This window comes from Elusimicrobiota bacterium (assembly GCA_016218575.1).
Classification (GTDB): Bacteria; Elusimicrobiota; Elusimicrobia; order UBA1565; family UBA9628; genus JACRDN01.
Genome location: JACRDN010000011.1, coordinates 1 through 11,708, shown reverse-complemented (window position 1 = coordinate 11,708; position 11,708 = coordinate 1). Strand labels below are relative to the sequence as shown.

General features: G+C 64.5%; 11 protein-coding genes. 10 read left to right on the top strand and 1 reads right to left on the bottom strand.

The genetic code is table 11. From position 1 onward, the window contains the following. Positions 1 to 41 precede the first annotated feature (41 nt). From dnaX to HY921_02705, 5 genes are read left to right on the top strand one after another with little or no spacing between them, the layout of a single operon-like run. Positions 42 to 1,688: a DNA polymerase III subunit gamma/tau gene (gene dnaX / locus HY921_02725; GenBank protein MBI5629782.1), complete on the top strand. Its 1,647-nt coding sequence runs from the start codon at positions 42 to 44 to the stop codon at positions 1,686 to 1,688. After that, complete coding sequence (gene recR / locus HY921_02720) at positions 1,685 to 2,287, top strand: recombination protein RecR (protein ID MBI5629781.1); 603 nt, start codon at positions 1,685 to 1,687, stop codon at positions 2,285 to 2,287. The genes dnaX and recR overlap by 4 nt, the downstream gene beginning before the upstream one ends. Positions 2,288 to 2,342: 55 nt before the next feature. Further along, the gene (locus HY921_02715; GenBank protein ID MBI5629780.1) at positions 2,343 to 3,752 is read left to right on the top strand and encodes a pyridoxal-phosphate dependent enzyme; all 1,410 of its coding nucleotides are present in this window, start codon (positions 2,343 to 2,345) and stop codon (positions 3,750 to 3,752) included. Further along, positions 3,745 to 5,082 carry a tetratricopeptide repeat protein gene (locus HY921_02710; GenBank protein ID MBI5629779.1) on the top strand — a complete coding sequence of 446 codons (1,338 nt, stop codon included), beginning with the start codon at positions 3,745 to 3,747 and terminating at the stop codon, positions 5,080 to 5,082. The genes HY921_02715 and HY921_02710 overlap by 8 nt, the downstream gene beginning before the upstream one ends. Position 5,083: 1 nt before the next feature. Continuing rightward, complete coding sequence (locus HY921_02705; GenBank protein MBI5629778.1) at positions 5,084 to 6,247, top strand: cystathionine gamma-synthase; 1,164 nt, start codon at positions 5,084 to 5,086, stop codon at positions 6,245 to 6,247. On the opposite strand, the gene HY921_02700 is transcribed toward HY921_02705, so the two are convergent. Further along, the gene (locus HY921_02700) at positions 6,226 to 6,687 is read right to left on the bottom strand and encodes an N-acetyltransferase (protein MBI5629777.1); all 462 of its coding nucleotides are present in this window, start codon (positions 6,685 to 6,687) and stop codon (positions 6,226 to 6,228) included. The genes HY921_02705 and HY921_02700 overlap by 22 nt on opposite strands. A 35-nt stretch (positions 6,688 to 6,722) precedes the next feature. Here HY921_02700 and HY921_02695 point away from each other — a divergent pair, with 35 nt between their 5' ends. The 5 genes from HY921_02695 to asnB all read left to right on the top strand — a co-directional run. Next, complete coding sequence (locus tag HY921_02695; protein ID MBI5629776.1) at positions 6,723 to 7,646, top strand: class I SAM-dependent methyltransferase; 924 nt, start codon at positions 6,723 to 6,725, stop codon at positions 7,644 to 7,646. Between the two features lie 128 nt (positions 7,647 to 7,774). Then, a complete protein-coding gene (locus tag HY921_02690; protein ID MBI5629775.1) occupies positions 7,775 to 8,722 on the top strand; it encodes an N-acetylneuraminate synthase family protein in 948 nt (315 codons plus the stop codon). Continuing rightward, on the top strand, positions 8,719 to 9,879 hold the full coding sequence (neuC, locus tag HY921_02685) for a UDP-N-acetylglucosamine 2-epimerase (hydrolyzing) (protein MBI5629774.1): 1,161 nt from the start codon (positions 8,719 to 8,721) through the stop codon (positions 9,877 to 9,879). The genes HY921_02690 and neuC overlap by 4 nt, the downstream gene beginning before the upstream one ends. After that, positions 9,879 to 10,565 (top strand): acylneuraminate cytidylyltransferase family protein, encoded by a 687-nt coding sequence (locus HY921_02680; protein MBI5629773.1) that lies wholly within the window; start codon positions 9,879 to 9,881, stop codon positions 10,563 to 10,565. The genes neuC and HY921_02680 overlap by 1 nt, the downstream gene beginning before the upstream one ends. Next, positions 10,565 to 11,708 (top strand): asparagine synthase (glutamine-hydrolyzing) (asnB, locus tag HY921_02675; GenBank protein MBI5629772.1); only part of this gene is annotated, 1,144 nt, incomplete at its 3' end. The genes HY921_02680 and asnB, both read left to right, overlap by 1 nt.

The following is an 11,708-nucleotide window of genomic DNA, read 5'->3' as shown; positions in this document are numbered from 1 at the left end:
CAGTTCGAGCGGCTAGTGATATCCTGTAGCCGGTCCGTTCCATGAAGAATCCGTCCTATTTGGTCTTAGCCCGCAAATACCGCCCCCAGGGATTCGAGCAAGTCCTCGGACAGCCGGCCGTTTCCCAAACGATCAGGAACTCCCTGGCCTCCAAGCGCTGGGCCCACGCATATCTCTTCACGGGCCCGCGGGGCGTGGGCAAGACCACCATGGCCCGGATCCTCGCCAAGGCCCTCAACTGCGCCAAGGGGCCCACGCCCGAGCCGTGCGGGACCTGCGACCCCTGCCGGGAAATCGCCCTTTCGAGCTGCCTCGACGTCTTGGAGATGGACGCGGCCTCGCATACCGGAGTGGATCATGTCCGCCAAGTCATTCTAGACACCGTGGGCCTGGCGCCCAGCCGAGACCGCTTCAAGATCTTCATCATAGACGAGGCGCACATGCTCTCTGGGGCGGCCTTCAACGCGCTTTTGAAGACGCTCGAGGAGCCCCCCTCCCACGTGGTGTTCATCCTGGCCACGACGGAGTCGGCGAAGGTTCCGGGCACCATCGTTTCCCGCTGTCAGCGGTTCCGCTTCCGACCGGTCCCCTCCGAGGTCTTGTCCGTCCACTTGGGCGCCCTGGCCAAGAGCGAGAAGATAGACATCGAGCCGGAGGCCCTGGGGCTTTTGGCCCGCAGCGCGGAAGGGTCTCTGCGCGACGCCGTGAGCCTGCTCGACCAATGCCATTGCGCGCAGGAAGGGCGCATCAGCAAGGTCATGGTGCGCGAGATGTTCGGCTTTATTCCCGAGGAGATGCTGGCGGGCCTGGCTCGAGCCCTGTTCCAAAAGAACGCACAGGCCTTGGGCCAGTGCCTGAGCCAGATTTATGAGGAAGGGCTCGAGCCGGCCCAACTGCTGCGGGACCTGCGCGGGGCCCTGCAGGAAGTCCATTTGGAGAAGCGCGGGATCCCCATGGAGCCGGCCCCTCTCTTGAGGGAGGATGCCCAAGCCTTGAGCGCCGAGGCCCTGGCCTTCCTTCTCAGGCGCGTGAACCGGATTTTGGAGGAGCTGCGGCTGTCGGATTCCCCTCGCTTGGCCTTGGAGGTGGGTCTGTTCAGCTGCCTGGACGCGGCCATGGATCTCTCCCAATGGGTGGAGCGCTTGGAGGGCTTGGAGCGCAGGCTGTCATCCGGGGGGGCCTCGTTTAAGGCCCCCCCGGTCGAGCTGCCGTCCCAGCCCGCGCCTGCTCAGGCTCGAGTTGCGGCCGCGACCCAGGCCGCGATACGCCATGCCGCCGAGGATGCTTGGCCGCAAGTCCTCGAGGCCCTCATGCAGGAGAAGGCCGCCTTGGCCGCCACCCTAGGCAAGGCCCGCTTGGTCTGCGCGGGGCAGAGCTGCAAAATCTTCTTTGACCGCTCTTTTGATTTGGACCAGGCCAAAAGGAGCATGACCATGATTGTGGACAAATTGGCCACAATCTTGGGGCATCCCGTGCGTTTGGAGTTTGAACTGGGAGGCAAGTCCACAGCCGGGCTAAGCGAGGTTGTGGATGGGAACCTGTCTTCCGGAGCTCCGGAGCCGGCAGCTCCGCCAGGCCAAGTTTGGAAAGACGTCACCGAGGCTCAGGCCGCCCCCGCGGCGGGCCCCCTCCAGAAGGCCCAGGAAATCCTGGGCGGGAAGGTTCGCGTCGTCAAAAAGCCCCAATGAAGAGCTTCCAGCGCCTGATCACGAGCCTTAAGCGCCTGCCCGGCATCGGGCCCAAGCAGGCCGAGCGCATGGCTTTATTCCTTTTGCGCGCGCCCGAGGTGGAGGTAGAGACCTTGATCTCGGCCCTGAGACAGGCCAAGTCCTCTATCCGCTACTGCCGGGAATGCTATGATCTGGCCGAGGCCGAGCTTTGCCGGACTTGCTCTGATTCCAGCCGGGATTCGAGCCTCATCTGCGTGGTCGAGGAGCCCCAGGACGTGGCCGCCATCGAGCGCTCGCGCGGTTATTCGGGTTTATACCATGTTCTGCACGGCTCCCTTTCCCCTTTGGACGGCGTAGGGCCGGAGCGCCTGCGCATCAAGGAATTGCTGGAGCGCTTGGGACGCCGCGCCCCCCAGGCAAGTGAGGTCATTTTGGCCACAGACCCCGATACGGAAGGCGAGGCCACGGCCTTGTACATCGCGGAGCTGCTCAGGGCGCATCCCACCGTGAAGATGAGCCGCATCGCTCATGGCGTGCCCATGGGAGGCGATTTGGATTATATAGACGAACGCACCTTGCATCATGCCTTGAGCGGCAGAAGAGAGGTGATTTGGTGACAGTTACCGAACTTCTAGAAGTTCGGTAACTGTCACCAAATCACTGGAGAAAAAAATGCGCTACGAAAACATCCTAGACGCCATCGGCAATACCCCGCTCATCCGCTTAAACCGCATCACGCACGGGCTCAAGCCCAAGGTCTATGTCAAGGCGGAATTCTTCAATCCAGGCGGTTCGGTCAAGGACCGCATCGCGGTCACCATGATCGACGACGCCGAGAAGCGGGGGCTGCTTAAGCCCGGAGGCACCATTATCGAAGGGACTTCCGGGAACACCGGCATCGGGCTCGCTTTGGTAGCGGCGCTGCGCGGCTACAAACTGATCTTCACCATCACGGACAAGCAGTCCCGAGAAAAGATCAATTTCCTCAAGGCCTTGGGGGCCGAGGTCATCGTCTGCCCCACGGTGGTGGCTCCGGAGGATCCGCGCAGCTATTATTCTGTGGCGGCCAAGCTCTCCAAGGAGATACCCAACGCCTTCTACCCCAACCAATACGAGAATCCCCAGAATCCCCGGGCCCATTACCTGGCCACCGGCCCCGAGATTTGGCAGGACAGCGAGGGTAAGGTGACCCATTTCGTGGCCGGCATGGGCACGGGGGGGACCATTTCCGGGACGGGGAAATTCTTAAAAGAGAAGAATCCCAAGATCAAGATCATCGGGGCGGACCCCGTCGGATCCCTCTATTACGAGAAGTTCCATTACAACCGCGTGGGGGAGGCCCGGCCGTACGTGGTCGAGGGCATCGGCGAGGACATATTTTCCTCCACCATGGATCTTAAAATCCTCGACGACGTCCTGCAGGTCACGGATCGGGACTGCTTCCTGGCCACGCGCAGGATGGCCCGCCTCGAGGGGCTTTTCTGCGGGGGATCCAGCGGAGCCGCGCTCTGGGCGGGCCTCAAGTACGCGGAGAAGCTTTCCGCCTCGGAACTTATGGTCATCCTCCTGCCGGACACGGGAATGCGCTATCTCTCGAAGATATACAACGAGGAATGGATGCGCGAGCACCAATACTTCGAGGCAGAGATACACATCCACGCCAGCGACGTTCTCGCCGCCAAGCACCGGCGCGGAGCCAGGCGCTCCTTGGTCATGGGGAAGCCCCGGGACACCTTGCTCGAGGCCCTGCGGCGCATGCGCAAGCAGGACATTTCCCAGCTTCCCGTGTTCGAGGGCGCAAAGATGGTGGGCTCCGTTTTCGAGGACGACATCTTGAGCCTCATGCTCAAGGGGCGTGAGATCAAGAAAATGATCGTGCGCGAGGTCATGGCCCAGCCCCTGCCCGTCATCGGCCCCCAGGCCCGCGTCGAAGCTATCCTGGAGCTCATCGGCCCAGAAAGACCGGCGGTCATCGTTCAAGCCGCAAAAGGGCGCTATGATATCATTACCAAGTACGATATCCTCAACGCCGTGTCCCGCTTCGCCGGCAATGGCGGCTCTCAAGGAGAGAAATATGACTAAAACAGCGATTCTTGCCTTGGCCCTGTGCGGCGGCTTTAATTTATACGCTCAAGAGTCGGCTCCCGCCGAAGCTCAGGCCTCGACCGCCGCCGCTCCGGCGGCGGCCGCGGCGCTTCCCGCCGTTGGTTCTTCCATGGTTCGCAACGCCGAGGCCGAATGGAAGTTTTTGCGGGAGACCGCCGACGAGGAGCGCGTCGAGGTCATCGACGCGGCCATCGAGGACCTGGACGTGTTCGTGGAGCAGCACCCCGACAGCCCGAACCGGGCCGATGCCTTGTTCATCCTGGCCAGCCTTCGCCAAAAGAAGGGCGACTACAAGCCCGCCATGGTGGACCTCCTGAAGCTCTTGCACGAGTATCCGGGCTCCAAGATGTCCCTGCAGGCCAAATCCGCCTTTCTCGACCTGGCCGAAAAGAGGCTCAACCGCAAACTCAAGCCTGCCGCCGGGGAGCTCGTGAGGACTCCCGAGGCCGAGTCCGCGGCGGAGCGCCTGGCCCTGCTCCTGGAGAAGCTTTCCACTTCGATGGAGGACTCCCTGTACGAGCCCACGGCCCTGGAGATCCGCCGCTTTCAGATGCGCTTCCAGGACTATCCGGGGCTAGACAAGCTGCAGTGGAGCCTGGCCCAGCTCCAGGAGAGGAGCGCCAAGTACGCGGCGGCTCTCCTGTCCTACCGCAAGCTTTTGTCGGTTTATCAGGACAGCCCCTACCGCTCCAAGGCTCAGTTCGCCATGGGCAGCCTCTACGCGGAGCGCCTGCGGGACTACAAAAAAGCCATCGAGGCCTACCAGGAGCTGGTGGATAAGTACCCCGGGAGCGGCGACGTCCTGCCGGCTCTCGAGCAGACGGCCCAGCTTTTCAGCGAGAAGCTCCGGCAGTACGAGCTCGCGGTCGAGGTGGAGCAAAGGATCGTCAAGCTCTTCCCCAAGACCCCGGGGGCCTTAAAGGCGTTCCAGGACATGGCGCGCCTGCAGCGCGACAGGCTGGGGCGGCCCTTGGAGGCCATCGAGACCTACAAGCGCGTGGCCGAGCAGTTCCGCGCCCACGAGGGCGTCCAGGCCCTGCAGAGCGCGGCGGCCATCGCGCGCAAGGACCTCAAGGACTACAACATGGAGATCGAGCTCCGGCGCAAGATCGCCGAGGATTTCGCCGCCGACCGCGAGGCCTCCCAGGAGCTCTACTCCGTGGCCGAGATATACGAGGGGGACTTGAACGACGTGGACAAGGCCATAGAGGTGTACCGCGAGGTTTCCTCGAAGTTCCCGGGCACCAAGGCCAGCGGCAAGGCGGAGTCGCGGGCCGCCAAGCTCGAGAAGAGAAGGCAATCGTAGGGTGAGCTCAACGGCCAAAAAGCATCGCTTCGCGACCGAGGCGGTCCACGCCGGGCAGCGGCCCGATCCGACCACGGGTGCCGTGATGACTCCGGTGTACCTTACCTCGACCTATGCCCAGGAAGCCCCGGGCAAGCACAAGGGCTTCGATTACGCGCGCACGGTCAACCCCACGCGCCTGGCCCTGGAGGCCAACCTCGCGGCCTTGGAGGGGGCGCGCTTCGGTCTGTGCTTTTCATCGGGGATGGCGGCCATCTCCACGGTGATGGAGCTCTTGAGCTCGGGAGACCACGTGGTCTCCTGCCACGATCTCTACGGGGGGACCTACCGGGTCTTCACCAAGGTGTTCGAGCGCTTTGGGATACGCTTCAGCTTCGCGGACGCGACCGACCTGAAGGCCCTGGTGGGAGCGATCCGGCCGGAAACCCGCTGGATATGGATCGAGACCCCCTCCAATCCCATGCTCAAGATCACCGACATCGCCGCGGTCTGCGGGCTCGCGCGCCGCAAGGGCGCCCGCGTGGCCATAGACAACACCTTCGCCACTCCTGCTCTCCAGAGGCCCCTGGAGCTCGGGGCCGATTTGGCGGTCCATTCCACCACGAAGTATCTGGGCGGGCATTCCGACGTGGTGGGGGGGGCGATCGCGACCAACGATCCGGAGCTTTTCGAGAGGCTCAAGTTTCTCCAAAACGCCGTCGGGGCGGTGCCCGGGCCCATGGACTGCTTTTTGGTCCTTCGCGGCACCAAGACCTTGCCCCTGCGCATGGAGAAGCATTGCCGCAACGCCCAGGAGGTGGCGGAGTTCTTGAGCCGTCACCCGAAGGTGGCCCGGGTCCACTACCCGGGGCTGGCCGGCCACCCCGGGCATGAGCTGGCCAAGGCCCAGATGAGGGGCTTCGGCGGCATGATCTCCTTCGAGCTTGTGGCCGGCTTGGAGGAATCCATGCGCATGGCCTCCCTTACCGAGGTCTTCTCTTTGGCCGAGAGCCTGGGAGGGGTCGAGTCCTTGATCGGGCATCCCCCGAGCATGACCCACGGCTCCATCCCGCGGGAGGAGAGGCTGCGCTCGGGGCTCTCCGACGGCCTCATCCGATTGTCGGTGGGCATCGAGGACGCCCGGGACCTAGTCGAGGATCTTGATCAGGCGATCTCGCGGATTTGACGGGCGGGATTGCCGGCCACGACGGCTCCGGCGGGCACGTCCTTGGTGACCACCGCGCCGGCCCCGATGACGGCGCGGTCCCCGATGGAGACGGGCAGGATGGTGGCGTTGGAGCCTATGCGCACGTGGTCTCCCACCCGGGTGGGCCTCAGGACGGCGTCGCCTTGATTGGGAAAGGGGGAGTCGTACTTGTCGTTGGTGAACATTACCCCGTGGCCGATGAAGCAGTTCTTCCCTATGGTCACGCCCTGGCAGACAAAGCTATGGGAGCTGATGCGGCTCTTCTCCCCGACCTTGGCCTCTTTCTGGATCTCGACGAATGGCCCGATGAAGGCCTCCGGGCCGATCTCGCAGGAGTAGAGGTTCACGAAGTCCATGACCATGGCGGTCTCATGGATACGGCAGTCGGCGATTCGTTTGTTCATGGCGCGGCCATTCATCGTATAACCTCTCGAACCGGGAGGTCAAGCGGGGCATGAACTGGCGCCTTAAGGCCCTGGCCATGAGGCTTTGCGACGCCCTGCCTTTGGGGCCCTCGCTCTACGAGGCCCTGCAAAGGGGCTTCGGACGCTTAGACGCCGATCCGATCCCTCAATTTTTGAGGACCGTGGAGATGGCGCGCTGGATGCGGGCCCGGGGCCTGGCGATCGAGGGGCGCTCCTTCCTCGAGTGCGGCACCGGGCACAAGCCGACCATGCCGGTCGGATTTTTCATCATGGGGGCGAGGGCGGTTTTGACCGTGGATGCTCATCCCAGGCTTAACTGGGAACTCACGCGCCGCGCCTTGGGAAGGATCGTTCAAAACAGGGAGTCCCTGGAGCCCCTGTGCGCATCGGCGGCCGATCCAGCCATGGTGAAGGACCGCATGGACTTGCTCTCCCGGCTATGGGGCCAGCCTCCCGCCTTTCTTCAGGAGGCAGGAATAGAATACGCGGCCCCCGTCGACGCCGCCCGCCTGTCCGCCCCCGACAAAAGCCTGGATTATCACGTTTCCCTCTCCGTCCTCGAGCACATCTCTCCCGCGGCCCTGCGCTCCCTATTCTTTGAGGCTCGCCGGGTCCTGGCCGAGGGGGGCGCTGCCATCCATTGCATAGATCCGACCGATCACTTCCAACACACGGACAAGTCCATCAGCAAGATCAATTTCCTGCGCTTCGAGGAGGCCGAATGGGCCCGCCTGGCCGGAAACCAGTTCGCCTACTGCAACCGCATGAGGGCCAGCGACTACCTGAGATTGTTCGATGAGCTCTCTTTCCAGGTCATCGAGGCGCGGACCGAGGTGGACGAGCAGGCCCGCGAGGTTTTGGCGTCGGGCTTTCCCCTCTCCGGCGGGTTTCGGGCCTACGCTCCGGAAGACCTCTGTACCTCGAGCCTTTCCGTGATGCTGAGGCCCCGGTGACGGCGCTTGACTTATGATGAGGCCCACCCTATACTTACGCTGTGTTTAAGGTAGGCGGCAGGCGCTTCTCTCGGGAGCACTGCCTGATCATCGGCGAGGTGGCCCAGAGCCATGACGGCAGCCTCGGCATGGCCCACGCCTTCATAGACGCAGTGGCCTCGGCCGGGGCCGACGCGGTCAAATTCCAGACCCATATCGCCGCCGCGGAGAGCACCCCCGCCGAACCTTGGCGGGCGCGCTTCAGCTTTCAGGACAAGAGCCGCTACGACTACTGGAAGCGCATGGAATTCAGCGAGGAGCAGTGGCGGGGGCTTGCGCGCCACGCCCGCGACAAGGACCTCCTGTTCTTGAGCTCCCCCTTTTCCCTGGAAGCCGCCGAGCTCCTCCTTCGCGTCGGGGTTCCGGCCTGGAAGGTGGCCTCGGGGGAGCTTTCCAACGCCCCGCTTTTAGACCGTCTTTTGGCATCCAAGAAGCCCGTTCTGGCCTCCACGGGGATGAGCGCGCTCGCGGAGATAGACAAAGCGGTCAAAAGAGTCCAGGCGGCGAAAGTTCCTCTGGTCCTCATGCAGTGCTCCTCCCTCTACCCCTGCCCTCCCGAGAGCGTGGGCCTGCGCCTCATCGAGTTTTTCCGCCGGCGCTACCGCTGCGAGGCGGGGCTATCCGACCACTCCGGCACCGTTTATCCGGGGCTCGCCGCGGCCGCGCTCGGCTGCTCGGCCCTGGAGGTGCACGTGGCTTTAAGCCGCGACATGTTCGGCCCCGACATCCCGGCATCCTTGACTCCGCAAGAGCTGTCCCAGCTTGTCAAGGGGGTGCGCTTCATCGAGGCTATGAACGCATCGGGCGCCTCCAAGAACGAGCTCAGCCGCAAAACGGCGGGGCTTCGCCCGTTGTTTACCAAAAGCGTGGCGGCCCGGGTACGCCTCTCTCGGGGCGCGGTCCTCCGGCGGGAGCACCTGGCCTTGAAAAAACCAGGGACCGGGATACCGGCCGCCGAGCTTGAGAGGCTGCTGGGCCGGCGCCTCAAGAAAGACGTGCCCGCCGACGCGCTCCTCAAGCGCGGGGACCTCGCGTGAGCCGCAAGCGCAAGGTCTGCGTCGTGGTGACGGCCCGGCCCAGCTACAGCCGCATCAAGACCGCGCTCAAGGCCATCCAAGCCCGCCCGGATCTCGAGCTCCAGCTCGTCGTGGCGGCCTCGGCCCTCCTGGACCGCTACGGCACGGCCGTGCGCTATATCGAAAGCGACGGCTTTGCGATCGCCTCCAAGGTCTACATGGTCCTGGAGGGGCAGAACCTGGCAGCCATGGCCAAGACCACGGGCCTCGGCATCCTGGAATTGGGCACGGTGTTCAACAACCTCTCTCCCGACGTGGTCGTGACCATCGCCGACCGCTACGAGACCTTGGCCACGGCCGTGGCCGCCTCCTACATGAACATACCGGTGGCCCACGTCCAGGGAGGCGAGGTGAGCGGGTCCATAGACGAGAAGGTGCGCCACTCCGTGACCAAGCTCGCGGACCTTCATTTCGTGGCGACGGAAATGGCGGCGGAGCGCGTGCGGCGCATGGGCGAAAGGCCCGAATCCGTTTTCGTGACCGGCTGCCCCTCGGTGGATCTGGCGGCGGAGATATTGCCCTCCGACGGGCTTGGTTTCGATCCTTTCTCCAAATACGGGGGTGTCGGGCAAAAGGGGGACCTGTCCAAGGGCTACCTCGTCGTGCTCCAGCATCCCGTTACCACGGAGTACGCCCTGGCCCGCGGTCACGTCGAGGAGACCCTCCACGCCGCCCGGGGCTGCGGCATGCCGGTGCTATGGTTCTGGCCCAACGTGGATGCGGGCTCCGATGGGACCTCCAACGCGATCCGCTCCTTCCGCGAGAACGAGCGCCCGGAGAACATCCATTTCTTCAAGAACATGGCCCCCCAGGATTTCCTGCGCCTTATTTACCACTGCAGCTGTCTGGTCGGAAACTCGAGCGTGGGCATCCGGGAAAGCTCCTATCTCGGGGTCCCCGTGGTCGACATCGGCTCCCGCCAGCAGGGTCGGGAAAGGGGAAGCAACGTCGTCGAGGTGGGCTATGACCGCCGGGAGATCGGCCAAGCCGTAGGCGCCCAGATCAAGAACGGCCGCTGTCCTCCCAATCCGCTGTACGGGGACGGCAAGGCTGGGGAGCGGATTGCCCGCTTCCTGGCCGAGTTGCCGCTCACCATCGAGAAAAGGCTTACGTATTGATGAAAGTCCTGGGAGTGGTTCCCGCCCGGGGAGGCTCGAAGGGGATTCCCCGCAAGAACGCCCGCCTTTTGGCCGGAAGGCCCCTAGTCGCGCACACCGCCGGTCCGGCGCTGGCGGCGCGGACTCTCAGCCGCGTGATCGTCAGCACCGACGACGCCGAGATCGCCGGCCTCTGCCGGGACTGCGGCCTGGAAGTGCCCTTCACGAGGCCGGCCGAATTGGCCGCGGATGAGACTCCCATGCTGGCCGTGGTCCGGCACGCGGTGGCCTTCGTCGAGGCCGCGGGGGAGCGCTACGACGCGGTGTGCCTTCTTCAGCCCACCAATCCCCTAAGGCGGGCCGGGACCATAGACGCCTGCGTGGAGACCCTCTCGCGTTCCGAGGCCGACGCCGTGATCACGGTCCTTCCCGTGCCCCACGAGCACAACCCCCATTGGGTCTATTTCCAAGACGCAAGCGGCCTCCTGCGCCTGTCCACTGGCGAGGAAGCCCCCATCCCGCGTCGGCAGGACCTGCCCCCGGCCTTCCACCGCGAGGGCTCGGTCTACGTGACGCGGCGCGACGTCCTGATGCAGGGGCATTCTCTTTTCGGCAAGCGCCTGGTCGGCTATCCCGTGGAGGCGCGGGAGTCCGTCAACCTTGACGACCTGGATGACTGGCGCAGGGCCGAGGAGCTGCTGGGCTGATGTGCTCGATCTCGGGGATTTTCGGGCCGGCGGCCGGCCTTGACAGGGTCCGGGCCATGGTCCGCGCCCAAGCCCACCGAGGACCCGACGCCGAGGGCGTGTTCCAAGACGAGGCGGGCCTGGCCGCGCTGGGGCACGGGAGGCTGGCCGTCATCGATCTCTCGGACTGCGCCCGCCAGCCGCTCTCGAGCGCCGACGGCCGCTACCAAATCGCATTCAACGGGGAGGTCTACAATTACCTGGAGCTGCGCCGGGAGCTTTCGAGCTACCCCTACCGCAGCCGCAGCGACACCGAGGTGGTCTTGGCCGCTTACGAGCGCTGGGGTCCGGCCTGCCTTGACCGCTTCATCGGGATGTTCGCCTTCCTCATCTGGGACAGCCGCGAAAAGTCGCTGTTCGCGGCCCGGGACCGCTTCGGGGTCAAGCCTCTTTATTACCATTTGGGCGCCGGGGGCGAGCTTCTGGCCGCGAGCGAAATCAAGGCCCTCCACGCGGCCGGGGCGCCCAAGAGGCCCGACGAAGCCTCCTGGGCCGCGTACCTCAAGGGCGGGCTTTACGATCACGGCGAGCGCACCTTCTGGGACGGGATCCTAGCGCTGGCTCCCGGCTCAAGCCTCGCTTGGAAGGATGGGCGGCTCAGGATTTTCCGCTGGTATGACATCGCCGAGCGTCTGGGGCCGGAGCTCGACCAAAGGCCCGAGGAGGAGGTGCGGGAAGAATACTGGGGGCTGTTGAAGGAGAGCGTGAAGCTCCGCTTTCGCTCGGATGTCCCGGTCGGGGTCAACTTGAGCGCGGGCTTGGACTCCGCGCTCCTCCTGGCCTTGGTCCATGAGGCCCAAGGGGGCGGCGGCGCGGTCAAGGCCTTCACCTTCGTCACGGGAGACCCGAGTTACGACGAACTCTCCTGGGTCGAGAAGATGCTGGCGCGCACCAGGCATTCCTTGATCGCCTGTCCCCTGTCGCCCGGGGACGTGCCGGCTTTGGCGCTCTCGGTTCAGAGCCATGCCGACGGGCCTTACGGGGGGCTTCCGACCTTGGCCTACGCCCGGCTTTTCGAGAGGGCCCGGGGCGAGGGGACGGTGGTCCTGCTTGACGCACAGGGCATGGACGAGCAATGGGCAGGGTATGATTACTACGGCGCCG